A 13096-nucleotide genomic window follows, 5' to 3' on the forward strand; every position below is an offset into this window, starting at 1 on the left:
CAGGGACTACCCATCCAGGCTGAGGCGCCGCGCCTCGCTGGCCAGGCCCGTGGCCCCCTGCGAGAAGGCGTCGCGGGCCGCCACGGCGGTGGCGGCGGATTGCACGACCTCGCGGCCGGAATTGTCCACCTGCGCGGGGCGCAGCGCGGTGGCGCGCACGAAGGATTTGCTCGGCCCCTGGTCCAGCACCAGCCAGCCCGGCATGGTGCCCACCACGCGGTATTGGCTGCCATTGGCCACGCGGCCCAGCTCCGCCGCGTCATCCGTGGCGGCGGCGCGGATGGACTGCTCGGACCCGCCCACATAGTTGCGGCTGTTGGTCACGCGCGCGGTGTAGGAGGCCCGGACGAAGCCCGTGCGGTTGCGCCCGAGCGAGACCTGCAGCCAGGGGCCCTGCTGGCCCGTCACCTGCACCGTCTGGCCCACGGCCAGCTGGCCGGCCGTGCCCGAGCCCTCATCCGGGCCGTTGAAGGCGGAACCGCCGCGCGCCAGGATCGCGGAATAGGGGCGGAAGGCGCGCTCCTGCTCATAGGCGCCGGCATCGACGTAGCGGGTCGATTCCTCCAGCTGGCGGGTGTCATTGGCCAGGCGCTGGTCGAAGGCGCCGACCAGCATGGTGTCGCCCTCATACCAGCTGCGCACCTCATCGAGACGGGCCTGGGCGGCGGGGCGGGGCGTGATGCCGGCACGCAGATCGCCGCGGATCTTGGCCACCTGGTCCCGGCGGCAATTCGACAGGCGTTCCAGCGATTGGGTGGCGCCGGTCACGCGCTCACCATACTTGTCCACGGCGATTGTCTGCTGCAGCAGCGCCTGGCGGCGGTTCTCGGCATCCAGCTGGCGGAAATTGGCCTGCACCAGCGTGGCGGTGATGCCCACCGCCGCCACGGACAGGCCGGTGACGAGGCCCGCGCGGGTGTTGCCGGTCAGCGCGCCGACCAGCAGGCCCGCCGCGACACCGCCGGCGGCCGACAGCGCCACGCCCTGCGCCACCTCGTTGAAGGAGGATTCGGTCTGGCGGAAGATGGCGCGGTGCACCGCGCAATTGTCATTGGGTGCATCCAGCACCACCGGCCCCTGGGGCTGGCAGGCGGAGAGCAGCGGCATGCTGACCGCGACGGCGAGCAGCGGCAGGGCCTTCTTCATGGGCACGAGCATGGAAACCTCTCCTCCTCATAGGCTTATGCGCGTGATGATACGCCAGAGGGGCGCCGGAGCCCGCAAGACGTTTCAAACCCGATAGCATCAGCCTGGGATAACACCATGTCCATATTGCGGCAGGTAACAGCGCTTGCAATCGCCTAAACGGCTGATCCGCGTGGCATTATCGCGTCACAGCGGCCGCGCCTGCGCCGCCAGATAGCCGCGGTTGCGCGTGGGCGTGATCAGCACCTCGTTGATGCACACATGCGGCGGCTGGGCGGCGATATAGCGGATCAGGCTGGCGCAATCCTCGGGCTGCACCATTTCGGCCCTTTGTTCCGCGGTCAATTTGTTGGGCCGCTTGTCCAGGATGGGGGTGTTCACCTCGCCCGGGCACACCGCCGTGCTGCGGATGCCGTTGCCGCATTCCTCCATGTTCAGGGAATGGCTCATCGCCACCACCGCATGCTTGGTGGCGGTATAGCCCGGCCCGGACATGGGGCTGACGAAGCGCCCGGCCATGGAGGCGGTATGGATCAACTGCCCGCCGCCCTGCGCCCGCATCATCGGCAGCACCGCCCGCGCCACCAGGAAGGCACTGACGAGATTGCCGGAAATCAGCGTCTCGATCCCCTCGGGGGAGATCCGCTTCCAGTCGCGCTCCACGATGTTCAGCCCGGCATTGTTCACCAGCAGATCGAGGCGCCCGAACTCCTTCTGGATGAAATCCACCACCCGCTGCACATCGCCGGCCTTGCCCAGATCGGCGGGCTGCACATGCGCCTGGCCGCCATCGGCGCGGATGCGGGCGGCAACTTCCTCCAGCGGTTCACGCCGGCGGCCGGTGAGGATGATGGTGTAGCCATCCTGCGCGAGGCCAAGGGCCGTCGCCTCGCCAATGCCGGTGCCGGCACCGGTGACCCATGCGATCCTGGACATGCACTCTAACTCCCTCGTTTGGCGGGAGAGTGGACCGCGGGGAGGCCAGGGCGCAATGGGGGCTTCGCCCACCACCACCACCACCAAGGGCGCTGCCCTTGGAACCCGCCAGGAGCCGAAAGGCCCCTGGACCCCAGGAGTTTGGCGCGGATCCCAGGAAGGTGTTTCTTGTTGAATTTTATAATGAAAATGGCGCCGGACCCGCCAAGGCCAGGCGCCAGACGGATGGGGTGCAGGGGCCTTTCGGCTCCTGCCGGGGTCGCCAGGGGCGGCGCCCCTGGCTGGGGGCCCGGGGGCAAAGCCCCCGTCGGCCTCACCACCGCAGCAGTGTCGCCCCCCAGGTCAGCCCGCCGCCGATCGCTTCCAGCAGCAGCAGGTCCCCGGGCTTGAAGCGCCCTTCCCCCACCGCCTCGGCCAGCGCCAGCGGGATGGAGGCGGCGGAGGTGTTCGCGTGCCTGTCCACGGTCACCACCACGCGTTCGCGCGGCAGGTGCAGCTTCCGGCCCATAGCGTCGATGATGCGGATGTTCGCCTGGTGCGGCACCAGCCAGGTCACGTCCTCACGCGCCAGGCTGTTGGCTGCCAGCGCCTCATCCACGGCGGAGGCCAGCTTGGTGACCGCGTGCTTGAACACCTCGCGCCCGGCCATGCGCAGCAGGCCGGTGCCCCCGGTGCTGCCCGGCCCGCCCTCGACATGCAGGATGCCGCCATGGCGGCCATCGGCATGGATATGGCTGGACAGGATGCCCGATTCGCCTTCCTCGGCGCGCAGCACCACGGCGCCGGCGCCATCGCCGAACAGCACGCAGGTGGTGCGGTCGGTCCAGTCCAGGATGCGGGAATAGGTCTCGGCGCCGATCACCAGCGCGGTGCGGCACTGGCCGGTGCGGATCATAGCGTCGGCCACGCTCAGCGCGTAGATGAAGCCCGTGCAGGCCGCCAGCAGGTCGAAGGCGAAGCCGCGCGTGATGCCGAGCCCAGCCTGGATGCGCACCGCGGTGGCGGGGAAGCTGCTGTCCGGCGTCGCGGTCGCCACGATCACGGCGTCCACCTCGCTGGCATCCACCCCCGCGCGCTCCAGCGCCTGGGCGGCGGCCTTGATGCCCATGGAGGACGCGCTCTCACCCGGGGCGGCCAGGTGGCGCTGGCGGATGCCCGTGCGCTCCTGGATCCAGGCGTCGGAGGTATCGAGCCCGTAGCGGCGGGCCAGTTCGTCGTTGCTGACGACATCGGCCGGCAGATAGCCGCCGGCCGACAGCATGCGGGTGCGGATCACGGTGCGTCCCCAGCCAGTTCCCGGGCGTTGATGCTGGCCAGGCCCTCGCGGATCCGGGCCGTGAAACCGTGCGTCACCATATCCATCGCCACATCCACCGCGTGGGCGAAGCCCATCGCATCCGTTCCGCCATGGGATTTCACCACGACACCGTTCAACCCCAGCAGGATGGCGCCATTATAGCGCCGGGGGTCCATCCATTCCCGCAGCCGGTCCAGCGCGGGGCGCGCCAGCAGATAGCCGATGCGCGCCAGGAGGGAGGAGGTGAAGACCTGCTTCAGCAGGTCGCGCATCAGCTTCAGCGCGCCCTCGCCGGTCTTCAGGGCGATATTGCCCGTGAAGCCGTCGGTCACCACCACATCCACCGTGCCACGGGTGATGTCGTGGCCCTCGACGAAGCCCTGGAAATTCAGACCCGGATGGCCGCGCAGCACATCGGCGGCCTGGCGCACCCGGTCATCGCCCTTCAGCTCCTCGGACCCCACATTCAGCAGGCCGAGGCTGGGGCTGGGCAGGCCCAGCACCGCGCGGGCGAAGGCATCGCCCATGATGGCGAATTCCACCAGGTTGCGGCTGTCGCACTGCACATTCGCGCCCAGGTCCAGCATCACGACATCGCCGCGCGCGGAGGGCGCCACGGCCGCCAGCGCCGGGCGGTCGATCTCGGGCAGGGTCTTCAGCACGATCTTGGCGAGCGCCATCAGCGCGCCGGTATTGCCGGCGGAAACCACACCCGCCACCTCACCGGCCGCCACCGCGTCGATCGCCATGCGCATGGAAGCACCACGCATACGCAGCGCCAGCGTGGGCTTCATCTCGCCGGGGATGGATTCCGTGGTGTGCCGCAGGATGCAGGCCGCCCGCGCGCGCGGGTGGCGCTCCAGCAAGGGACGCAGCTTCTCGGTATCGCCGATCAGCAGGAACTTGGCCCCGGGGTGGCGCTCGGCGGCCAATTCCAGGCCGGCCAGCACCATATCGGGCGCGTCATCGCCGCCCATGGCGTCGATCGCCAGGGCGGCAACGCTGCCGCTTTCACCACGCATCACGCCATCAGACACCCGGATTCACCCTGGCTCTCCCCCGCTGGGCTACACCGTTCGAGCACGGCTGGGCAGGGGGAGTGCCCCGCTTGACCGCCGGGCCCGCCACAATCAGGCGCGGATGGCGGATTTCAGCTTCTCGGCCGGCACGACTTCACGGCCGTCATAGTGACCGCAGTGGGAGCAGACATTGTGCGGACGCACCAGCTCACCACAGTTGGAGCACTCGATATGGGCCTCGGCCGTCAGGGCGTGGTGCGACCGGCGCATGCCACGGCGGGACGGGGAGGTTTTCTTCTTAGGGACGGCCATGGTGGCGGGCCTTTCACAAGCGGATGGAAGCTCCGGACCATCACTGACCGGATAGAGGGGGGGCACCTAGCAGAAGGCAGCCCCGGGTGTCCAGTGGCGCGGGCCGCGAAGGCCCGTTTCCGCCCGGTTATTCGCGCCCCTTGCGCAGATGCAGCAGCGCGCCGAAGGGCGAATCCGAGGGGTCCGTGGCCTCGGGCGGCAGTTCCGCCCCTTCCCGCCGGGGATAGGGGTCGAGCGCGAGGGAGAGCAGCTGGGCCAGCACCTCCCCCAGCTCGGCATAGCCGCCGACCGTCTCCACCTCATCCTCGGCATCGGGCGATTCGGAGGGCTCCTGCCCTTCGGGAATGATGTGGAAGGCGATCTCCTCGCGCACGCTCTGGCGCACGGGCTCCATGGTCACGACGCAGGCCTGCTCCACCTCGGCCATCAGGCCGCCGGTGGCGCGCGCGCCGCCCATGCCGTCGGGCTCCAGCGCCAGGTCGGCCGAGAAGGCATGCAGCGCCAGCAGGCCGAGCCGCTGGGCCAGCGCCTGACATTCCGCGGGCGAGGCCGCCAGCGCCAGCCGGTGCCCCGCGCGCGGCACGCCCGACACGCGCAGGGGACGGGAAAATTCGAGGGTCTCGGTCATGATCACTGCTCCATGGGCGGCCATACCACCCGCCCGGCCTTCAGGCCGGAAAATTCCTGCGCGGCCAGCACGGCCGACAGCTGAAAGGCCCGCGCGGCCAGGCGCCGCGGGGCATCGGGGGGGTCCATCTCATGCCCGCCCCACAGGTTGCGCAGCAGCGCCTCGGCCAGGGCGGCCTCGTCGCCCGCCTCCAGCGCGGCCTCATAGGCGACGGCGCGGCCGTGGAAAGCCTCCCACATGCGCTTCACCCGCTTGCCAATGCCCATGTCGCCCACGCCCATCTCGCGCAGGTTCAGGTCCATGTCGCTGAACATGGCATCGAACACCGCCTGGGCCAGCTCCTTGCCGGCCGGGTCGGAGTCCAGCCGCAGGCGCCGGATCAGCAGCCCCACATGCAGGCAGACCAGGTCGAAGCGGCCCTCCAGCGTGTCCGGCGCGCCGAGCGCCATATAAAGGGCAGGGTCGCGCGCGGCGCCCACGGCGGCGGTGTAGAGTTCGTGCCCCTCCCGCAGGAAGGGTTTGCGGCGGAACAGCCGGGCCAGGACCATGGTAGGGGGCGCATCCTCGTCAAATCGATCGGTGCAAGGTTGACCCGGAAAGGCCAAACTGGCACGTCCCAGCACATGGACACGAAGCCGTTGGCGGTCAATCTGGGGCGTAAGACAGGGGCACTCCTGGCACTCGCCCTCACGGGGTTCGCGTTGGGCGGATGCCAGTATCTGCCACCCGCGCCGGAACGCCCGCGCGATGTGTTCAACGCGCCCGTGATCGCGCGCGGGCACCTCGTCACGGCCGAGCAGCTGCAGCAGATCACCCCGGGCGTCACCCGGCGTGAGGACGTGCAGGCGGCCCTGGGCAGCCCCAGCCAGACCAGCACCTTCGGCGACAATGCCTGGTATTACATCAGCAGCGTCACGCGGCAGCGGCCGGGCCGGGCGCTTTCCGTCTCCGACAGCCGGGTGGTGGCGGTGAACTTCAACCCGGACGGCACGGTGAAGGATGTGACCGAGCTGGGCCAGCAGGACCAGCGCAACATCGCCTTCGTGGCGCGCGAGACGCCGACCCCGGGCAATGACCGCACCCTGTTGCAGGCGCTGTTCGGCAATATCGGCCGCTTCAACCCGGCGGGCGTGTCCGCCCAGCAATCGCCGGGCGCCACGACCGGCTCGGGCCGCTAGCCGCCATGAGCCAGCCGCCGCCCGCCGCCCGCGCCCTGCTGGCCCGGCTGCGGGGCCTGGTGGAGGCCGAGCAGCGCGACACGCTCGCCGCGCTGGACTGGATCGAGAACCGCCCGGCGGAAACCGCGGGCGACGAGGCCGCGACCATCGCCGCGCTGCGCGCCGAAAACGCCGCCCTGCGCGCCAAGCTTTCGGGCCTGTACCAGCACGCGGAATACGAGACCTGGTTCGAGCAGGCCTTCGGCATCAAGTTCCCCACCCCCAACACCTGGCCCTTCACCACCTTCCAGCAGGGCACGCCCTGGTGCGACAAGGTGGTCTACGGCATGCAGGATGGCGAATTCCTCTACGCCCAGCACCTGATCGCGGAGCTGGACGCCCAGGGCGTCGCGGGCGACATCGTGGAATTCGGCACCTATGGCGGCACCTGGATGGAAGTGCTGGCCCAGGCCGTCGAAAAAGGGGGTGGCGGACGCACCCTGTGGGGCTTCGACAGCTTCGAGGGCCTGCCCGAGCCAGACGCCGCCAAGGACGGCAACATCTGGCACAAGGGCCAGTACGCCGCGACGCTGGAGGAAGTCTCCACCCGGCTGCGCGCCACGGAGCGCCCCTTCCTGAAGCTGGTGAAGGGCTGGTTCTGCGACACGCTGCCGGTGGAACCCGCCGCCGCCGTCGAGAAGATCGCCTATGCCCGCATCGACGGGGACCTCTATTCCTCCTGCGTCGATTGCCTGGCCTATCTGACGGACCGGCTGGTGGATGGCGCCATCCTGGTCTTCGACGACTGGCAGTTCACCATCAACCATGGCGAGACGCTGGCCTTCCGCGAATGGGCGGCGGCCAACCCGCAATTCCGGTTCGAGTTCCTGGGCATGAACATGTGGGCGCACCTGTATCTGCGCGTCCATCGCCGGCCATGAGCGCCCCCGAGATCTTCGACCGCGCCCTGGTCGCCCGCCGGCGCGGCCGGGCGGCGGCGCATGTGGCCGGCGTCGCCCCCATCCTGGAAGCCGCGGCCGACATGCTGCTGGACCGGTTGGACGACACCACCCACCGCTTCACCCGCGCGCTCGACATCGGCGGCCGCGGCGTGGTGGCGCCCATGCTGCGGGCGCGCGGCATTCCCTTCGTGGTCAGCATGGATCTGTCGCCCCGCATGGCGGCGCTGAATGGCGGCCTCGCGGTCGCGGGGGATGAGGAATGGCTGCCCTTCGCGCCGGGCAGCTTCGACCTAGTGGTGGCCAGCCTCTCCCTGCACAGCGTGAACGACCTGCCCGGTGCCCTGGTGCAGATCCGCCGCGCCCTGGCCCCCGACGGGCTGTTCCTGGCCTCGCTGCCGGGCCTCGGGACGCTCCAGGGCTTGCGCGAAGCGCTGATCGCCGCCGAGGCCGAGATCTCCGGCGGCGCCTCCCCCCGCGTGGCCCCCTTCCCGGAGCTGCGGGACATGGCGGCGCTGCTGCAACGCGCGGGGCTGGCCCTGCCGGTCGCCGACATGCAGGAACTGCCGCTGGCCTATCGCTCCGCCCTGGGGCTGGTGGCGGACCTGCGCGCGGCCGGCGAGCAGAACGCCATCCGCGCCCGCAACCCGCGCATCCCCCCGCGCATGCTGTTCGCCAGCGCCTTCGCGCGGCTGCAGGCCGAAACGCCCATCCCCACCCCCCTGCCCCTGCTGATGCTGACCGGCTGGGCCCCGCACGAAAGCCAGTCCCGCCCCGCCCGCCCCGGCAGCGCCGATATCCGGCTGGCGGATGCGCTGGGCGTGCCGGAACAGAGCACGGGCGAAAAGGCCGGGCGGTGAGCCCGCCCCCCTTTACCGCGCTGCCGGATGGCGCGCGCCTGGCCGTGCGCCTCACGCCCCGCGCGCATCATGACAAGGTGGAGGGCATCCAGCCCGACCCGCAGGGCCGCCCCACCCTGGTGCTTCGCCTGACCGCCCCGCCGGTGGAAGGTGCCGCCAACACCGCGCTGATCGCCTTCGTGGCGAAATCCCTGCGCCTGCCGAAATCGGCCATCGCCATCGCCAGCGGGGAAACCAGCCGGACGAAAAGCCTGCGGATCTCGGCGCCCGACGCGGAAACCCGGCTGCGCGGCTGGCTGGCGGAGTTTCTGGACTAGGCTGCTCATGCCTGCCCCGGGAATACGCCACTCCCCAGCCGCCCGGGCTTGCGATACAAGCGGGCCCGAATGCGAAGGGGTGTGTGATGGCTGCCTATCAGTATGTGTACGTGATGAAGGATCTCACCAAGTCCTATCCGGGCGGGCGAGAGGTCTTCAAGGGCATCACCCTGTCCTTCCTGCCCACGGCCAAGATCGGCGTGCTGGGCCCGAACGGCGCCGGCAAGTCCACCCTGATGCGCATCATGGCCGGCCAGGACAAGGAATTCGGCGGCGAGGCCTGGGCGGCCGAGGGTGCCAAGGTCGGCTACCTGCCGCAGGAACCGCATCTGGACCCCACCAAAACGGTCGGCGAGAACGTGCGCGACGCCTTCGGCTCGCTGATGGCCGATCTGGAACGCTTCAACGAGATCTCCATGAAGTTCATGGAGGAGATGAGCGACGACGAGATGAACGCCCTGCTGGCCGAACAGGCCGAGCTGCAGGAGCGCATCGACGCCGCGAATGGCTGGGAGCTGGACCGCACGGTGGAAATCGCGCTGGACGCCCTGCGCTGCCCGCCGCCGGACAGCCCGGTGACCACCCTGTCGGGCGGTGAGCGCCGCCGCGTCGCGCTGTGCAAGCTGCTGCTCGAAAAGCCCGACATGCTGCTGCTCGACGAACCGACCAACCACCTGGATGCCGAGAGCGTGTCCTGGCTGGAAAAGACGCTGCGCGACTATCAGGGCGCGGTGCTGATCGTCACCCACGACCGCTACTTCCTGGACAACGTCACCAACTGGATCCTGGAGGTCGATCGCGGCCGCGGCATCCCGTATGAGGGCAACTACTCCGCCTATCTGAACGCCAAGCGCAAGCGCCTGGCGCAGGAGGAGAAGGAGGAGAGCACCCGCCAGCGCCAGCTGGCCGAGGAGCAGGAATGGATCGGGCGCAGCCCCTCGGCCCGCCAGGCCAAGAGCAAGGCGCGCATCCAGGCCTATGAGGAATTGCTGATCAAGAGCCAGGACAAGGCGCCGGACCCGACCGAGATCCAGATCCCGCCCGCCCCCCGGCTGGGCAACATCGTCATCGTGGCGGACGGCATCACCAAGGGCTTCGGCGACCGGCTGCTGATCGACAACCTGTCCTTCAAGCTGCCGCCGGGCGGCATCGTGGGCGTCATCGGGCCGAACGGCGCGGGCAAGTCCACCCTGTTCAAGATGATCACGGGCGTGGAGACGCCCGACGCCGGCAGCATGACCATCGGCGAGAGCGTCAAGCTCGGCTATGTGGACCAGAGCCGCGACAGCCTGGATGACAAGAAGACCGTCTGGCAGGAAATCTCGGACGGGCAGGACATGATCCTGATGGGCAAGCGCAACGTGCCCAGCCGCGCCTATTGCGCCGCCTTCAACTTCAAGGGCGGCGACCAGCAGAAGACGGTGGGCGTGCTCTCGGGCGGTGAGCGCAACCGCGTCCACCTCGCGAAGATGCTGAAGAACCCGCACAACGTCCTTCTGCTCGACGAACCGACCAACGACCTGGACGTGGACACGCTGCGCGCGCTGGAGGAAGCCCTGCAGGATTTCGCGGGTTGCGCCGTGATCATCTCGCATGATCGCTGGTTCCTCGACCGCCTGGCCACCCACATCCTGGCCTTCGAGGGCGACAGCCATGTCGAATGGTTCGAGGGCAACTTCCAGGCCTATGAGGCCGACAAGCGACGCCGCCTGGGCGCGGCGGCCGACCAGCCGCACCGGATCAAGTACCGCCCGCTGACCAGGTGAGCGCGGCCATGCAACGCGCCCTGTTCAGCGCGCCGCGGGTGATCACCACCGCGCGGCTTTCCATGGTGCCGCCCAGTGCCGAACACCTGCCGGACCTGATCCGCCTGAAGGGGGATGAGGCGGTGTTCGGCTTCATGCTGCACGGCGTGCGCACCCCCCAGCGCGCGCGGGAGGAGCTGGAGGACGACACCGATTTCTGGCAGGTGCGCGGCTATGGCATCTGGTCCGTCTTCCTGCGGGAGACGGGGCAGTTCCTGGGCATCTGCGGCCTGATGGAACGCCCGGACGGGCGAGGCGTCGCCCTGCGCTACGCGCTGTGGCCGGAAACCCGCGGCTTCGGCTATGCGCGGGAGGCAGCGCGCGCCGCGCTGGATTTCGGCCATGCCGCCGGGGTGCGCCGTATCATCGCCGTGGCGCGGGAGAGCAACACCGCCTCCCAGGCCGTGATGCGCGACATCGGTATGCGGGAGGCCGGGGGCTTCGTGAACCACGGCCACCGGATGGTCGTGTTCGAAAGCGTGGCCGATCAAGAATAATTGCCGGCCGCCCCCTTCATCTTGGGGATGCCAATTCCGGACGCCGCCGCTAAAGTGTTGCCGCGCCGTAAGAGTTTGGTCATGATTTTCCGACCGGATACGGCGCTTCAACACGAGCGGCCCGGCCGCGTGATCCGGAGGGAGGCGGAGAATCATGGCTGAAGCCCGGCTTCGTCTGATTGCCTCCTCTCCCATCCATCAGATGCAGGCGGCGATGGACGGCCTCTCCGGCCTGCTGGAAACGCCCACTGGCCTGATCCAGGCCTGGACCCGCCTGCCGGAACTGCTGGCCCAGTCGGGGCTGGAAACCGCGGAACGCCGTACCGGCTTCCGCGCACACCGCCTGGCTGACCTGGCCATGCAGGACCCGCTGACCGAATGCTGCTGGAGCCACGGGCCAGACCCCGGCCTGCTGCTGCCGCTGCTGCTGGCGGACAGCAAGGGCGCCGGCGGCGCCGCCCAGGCCCAGCTGCGCCAGGCGAGCTCCATCGGGCGGATGATCTTCAGCGTCACCTCGCATTTCCCCTTCGCCGAGGGCCTGCGCGAGCGCAGCCGCTTCGCCGCCCAGCTGCTGGATGTGGTGACGGAAGCGGCCCAGGCGCCCGCCGTGCTCAGCCTGGGCGCGGGTTCCCTGCCCGAGGCCATGCTGGCGCGCCGTGCCCGGGATGTCGCCCGCTGGATGGTGGTGGAAAAATCCCTGATGGCGCTGGATTCGCTGCTGGCCGCCCATGGCACGCTGCCGGGGCTGGAGCCCAGCATGGCGGACCCGCTGCGCACCCTGCTGGGCCCCACCCCGCCCCAGGGCTTCGACCTGGTGCTGCTGGGCCCGCTGCTGGATGGGCTGGACGAAGCCACGGCCATCCGGGCGCTGCGGGCGGCCTTCGGCGCGCTGCGCCCCGGCGGCCGGCTGTTCCTGGGCAGCTTCGCCGAGGATCTGCCCGACGCCGCCTATCTGGACGCGGTGATGGATTGGCGGCCGATCCGCCGCTCGGAGGATGACCTGCACCGGCTGGCGGCCGCGCTGCCCGCGGCCGAGGTGACGGACCCGGCGGTGTTCCGTGGCCCGAGCCGGGCCATGGTGTTCCTGCAGGCGACGCGCCGAGGGGGCTGAGCCCCCTCCCCTCTCACTCCGGCTCGATGCCCGCCGCGCGGATGGCGTTGGTCCACTTCACCGTTTCCCGCCGCACGAAATCCCGCGCTGCCTCGGGCGTGCCGGTCATCAGGGCCATGCCCAGTGTCTGGGTCATGCGCGCCTGCAGATCAGGGTTCGCCGCCGCCTGGCGCACGGCGGCGTTCAGCCGCTGCACTGCCACGGCGGGCGTGCCGGCGGGGGCGGCCAGCACGAACCAAGCGAAGATCTCGTAATCCGGCAGGTTCCCGGCCTCCGCCACGCTGGGCACATCCGGCAGCTGGGCGCTGCGGGTCTTGGTGGTGATGGCCAGGGCGCGCAGCTGCCCGCTCTGCACCCCGGGCAGGATCACGGCCTGGTCGGCCACGAACATGTCCACCCGCCCCGCCATCAGGTCCTGCACCGCGGCGGGCGAGGAACGGTAGGGCACATGCAGCATGCGCACGCCGGCCATGGAGGTCAGCATCTCCGACGCGACGCGCTGGGAGGAGGAGGCGGAGGCGAAGCTCAGCGCCTCCGCCCGGGCGCGGGCGGCGGTCAGCAGATCGGCCAGGGTGCGGTGGGGGCTGTTGACGGGCACCGCCACCAGCAGCGGCACGGAGGCGATCATGGAAACGGGCACCAGATCCCGCTCCATGTCGAAGGGCACGCGGCGGAACAGGGCGTTGGCGGCGGCGTTGGTGGAGTTGGTGCCGATCAGCACCGTGGTGCCGTCCGGGGTGGAGCGCGCCACGGCCTCGGCGCCGATCAGACCATTGGCGCCCGCGCGGTTTTCCACCACCACCGGCTGGCCCAGCGCCTCACGCATGCGCTCGCCGAACAGGCGGGCGACGGTGTCGGTCGCGCTGCCGGCGGCGAAGGGGACGATGGCGCGGATCGGGCTGGTCGGCCATTCCTGCGCCTGGGCGTGCGCCAGGGCGGGCGTGACGGTGGCGGCGAACAAGGCGCGGCGCTTCATTGGCGTTTCTCCCGGTGGACTCAGCCGCGCGGGATACGCCGGGCTGGGCCGCTCGGCAAGCGTGCGGCCCGGTGTG

Annotated in this window: 15 protein-coding genes; 7 read left to right on the forward strand and 8 right to left on the reverse strand. The window is 70.1% G+C overall.

Annotated elements, in window-relative coordinates; all coding sequences use genetic code 11:
- Nucleotides 1–6: 6 nt before the first annotated feature.
- The 7 genes from GT007_RS07945 to GT007_RS07975 all read right to left on the reverse strand — a co-directional run bounded on the left by GT007_RS07945 (nucleotide 7) and on the right by GT007_RS07975 (nucleotide 5886).
- Nucleotides 7–1158 (reverse strand): SH3 domain-containing protein, encoded by a 1152-nt coding sequence (locus tag GT007_RS07945; protein ID WP_160121069.1) that lies wholly within the window; start codon nucleotides 1156–1158, stop codon nucleotides 7–9.
- 174 nt (nucleotides 1159–1332) lie between these two features.
- Nucleotides 1333–2082 (reverse strand): SDR family oxidoreductase, encoded by a 750-nt coding sequence (locus tag GT007_RS07950; RefSeq protein WP_160121070.1) that lies wholly within the window; start codon nucleotides 2080–2082, stop codon nucleotides 1333–1335.
- 313 nt (nucleotides 2083–2395) lie between these two features.
- Nucleotides 2396–3343, reverse strand: a complete 948-nt coding sequence (locus GT007_RS07955; protein ID WP_160121167.1) for a beta-ketoacyl-ACP synthase III — start codon at nucleotides 3341–3343, stop codon at nucleotides 2396–2398.
- 11 nt (nucleotides 3344–3354) lie between these two features.
- Nucleotides 3355–4401, reverse strand: a complete 1047-nt coding sequence (plsX, locus tag GT007_RS07960; protein WP_160121071.1) for a phosphate acyltransferase PlsX — start codon at nucleotides 4399–4401, stop codon at nucleotides 3355–3357.
- 108 nt (nucleotides 4402–4509) lie between these two features.
- Complete coding sequence (gene rpmF, locus GT007_RS07965) at nucleotides 4510–4710, reverse strand: 50S ribosomal protein L32 (RefSeq protein ID WP_160121072.1); 201 nt, start codon at nucleotides 4708–4710, stop codon at nucleotides 4510–4512.
- A 127-nt stretch (nucleotides 4711–4837) separates the two neighbouring features.
- Nucleotides 4838–5338: a YceD family protein gene (locus tag GT007_RS07970; RefSeq protein WP_160121073.1), complete on the reverse strand. Its 501-nt coding sequence runs from the start codon at nucleotides 5336–5338 to the stop codon at nucleotides 4838–4840.
- A 2-nt stretch (nucleotides 5339–5340) separates the two neighbouring features.
- Nucleotides 5341–5886 carry a ubiquinol-cytochrome C chaperone family protein gene (locus GT007_RS07975; RefSeq protein WP_160121074.1) on the reverse strand — a complete coding sequence of 182 codons (546 nt, stop codon included), beginning with the start codon at nucleotides 5884–5886 and terminating at the stop codon, nucleotides 5341–5343.
- 75 nt (nucleotides 5887–5961) lie between these two features.
- On the opposite strand from GT007_RS07975, the gene GT007_RS07980 reads away from it, so the two are divergent.
- The 7 genes from GT007_RS07980 to GT007_RS08010 all read left to right on the forward strand — a co-directional run bounded on the left by GT007_RS07980 (nucleotide 5962) and on the right by GT007_RS08010 (nucleotide 12044).
- Nucleotides 5962–6516: an outer membrane protein assembly factor BamE gene (locus tag GT007_RS07980; protein WP_160121075.1), complete on the forward strand. Its 555-nt coding sequence runs from the start codon at nucleotides 5962–5964 to the stop codon at nucleotides 6514–6516.
- A gap of 5 nt (nucleotides 6517–6521) precedes the next feature.
- On the forward strand, nucleotides 6522–7436 hold the full coding sequence (locus GT007_RS07985) for a TylF/MycF/NovP-related O-methyltransferase (RefSeq protein WP_160121076.1): 915 nt from the start codon (nucleotides 6522–6524) through the stop codon (nucleotides 7434–7436).
- Nucleotides 7433–8314 carry a class I SAM-dependent methyltransferase gene (locus GT007_RS07990; RefSeq protein ID WP_160121077.1) on the forward strand — a complete coding sequence of 294 codons (882 nt, stop codon included), beginning with the start codon at nucleotides 7433–7435 and terminating at the stop codon, nucleotides 8312–8314. The genes GT007_RS07985 and GT007_RS07990 overlap by 4 nt, the downstream gene beginning before the upstream one ends.
- Entirely contained in the window at nucleotides 8311–8631 is a 321-nt protein-coding gene (locus tag GT007_RS07995; RefSeq protein WP_160121078.1) for a DUF167 domain-containing protein, read from the forward strand. The genes GT007_RS07990 and GT007_RS07995 overlap by 4 nt, the downstream gene beginning before the upstream one ends.
- Before the next feature lie 86 nt (nucleotides 8632–8717).
- Complete coding sequence (ettA, locus tag GT007_RS08000) at nucleotides 8718–10397, forward strand: energy-dependent translational throttle protein EttA (protein WP_160121079.1); 1680 nt, start codon at nucleotides 8718–8720, stop codon at nucleotides 10395–10397.
- An 8-nt stretch (nucleotides 10398–10405) separates the two neighbouring features.
- Nucleotides 10406–10933, forward strand: coding sequence for a GNAT family N-acetyltransferase (locus tag GT007_RS08005; protein ID WP_160121080.1), 528 nt, complete (start codon nucleotides 10406–10408; stop codon nucleotides 10931–10933).
- Between the two features lie 154 nt (nucleotides 10934–11087).
- On the forward strand, nucleotides 11088–12044 hold the full coding sequence (locus GT007_RS08010; protein WP_160121081.1) for a hypothetical protein: 957 nt from the start codon (nucleotides 11088–11090) through the stop codon (nucleotides 12042–12044).
- A 13-nt stretch (nucleotides 12045–12057) separates the two neighbouring features.
- Here GT007_RS08010 and GT007_RS08015 read toward each other — a convergent pair whose 3' ends face one another.
- A complete protein-coding gene (locus GT007_RS08015) occupies nucleotides 12058–13020 on the reverse strand; it encodes a Bug family tripartite tricarboxylate transporter substrate binding protein (RefSeq protein WP_160121082.1) in 963 nt (320 codons plus the stop codon).
- Nucleotides 13021–13096: the final 76 nt, after the last annotated feature.

Origin of the sequence: Rhodovarius lipocyclicus, from assembly GCF_009900765.1 — a bacterium.
GTDB classification, from domain to species: Bacteria; Pseudomonadota; Alphaproteobacteria; order Acetobacterales; family Acetobacteraceae; genus Rhodovarius; species Rhodovarius lipocyclicus.

Bases quoted from the DNA above. Each gene is read 5' to 3' on its own strand.
- GT007_RS07945 (WP_160121069.1), bottom strand. From the start codon at position 1,158: ATGCTCGTGCCCATGAAGAAGGCCCTGCCGCTGCTCGCCGTCGCGGTC.
- GT007_RS07950 (WP_160121070.1), bottom strand. From the start codon at position 2,082: ATGTCCAGGATCGCATGGGTCACCGGTGCCGGCACCGGCATTGGCGAG.
- GT007_RS07955 (WP_160121167.1), bottom strand. From the start codon at position 3,343: ATGCTGTCGGCCGGCGGCTATCTGCCGGCCGATGTCGTCAGCAACGAC.
- plsX (WP_160121071.1), bottom strand. From the start codon at position 4,401: ATGCGTGGTGAAAGCGGCAGCGTTGCCGCCCTGGCGATCGACGCCATG.
- rpmF (WP_160121072.1), bottom strand. From the start codon at position 4,710: ATGGCCGTCCCTAAGAAGAAAACCTCCCCGTCCCGCCGTGGCATGCGC.
- GT007_RS07970 (WP_160121073.1), bottom strand. From the start codon at position 5,338: ATGACCGAGACCCTCGAATTTTCCCGTCCCCTGCGCGTGTCGGGCGTG.
- GT007_RS07975 (WP_160121074.1), bottom strand. From the start codon at position 5,886: ATGGTCCTGGCCCGGCTGTTCCGCCGCAAACCCTTCCTGCGGGAGGGG.
- GT007_RS07980 (WP_160121075.1), top strand. From the start codon at position 5,962: ATGGACACGAAGCCGTTGGCGGTCAATCTGGGGCGTAAGACAGGGGCA.
- GT007_RS07985 (WP_160121076.1), top strand. From the start codon at position 6,522: ATGAGCCAGCCGCCGCCCGCCGCCCGCGCCCTGCTGGCCCGGCTGCGG.
- GT007_RS07990 (WP_160121077.1), top strand. From the start codon at position 7,433: ATGAGCGCCCCCGAGATCTTCGACCGCGCCCTGGTCGCCCGCCGGCGC.
- ettA (WP_160121079.1), top strand. From the start codon at position 8,718: ATGGCTGCCTATCAGTATGTGTACGTGATGAAGGATCTCACCAAGTCC.
- GT007_RS08005 (WP_160121080.1), top strand. From the start codon at position 10,406: ATGCAACGCGCCCTGTTCAGCGCGCCGCGGGTGATCACCACCGCGCGG.
- GT007_RS08010 (WP_160121081.1), top strand. From the start codon at position 11,088: ATGGCTGAAGCCCGGCTTCGTCTGATTGCCTCCTCTCCCATCCATCAG.
- GT007_RS08015 (WP_160121082.1), bottom strand. From the start codon at position 13,020: ATGAAGCGCCGCGCCTTGTTCGCCGCCACCGTCACGCCCGCCCTGGCG.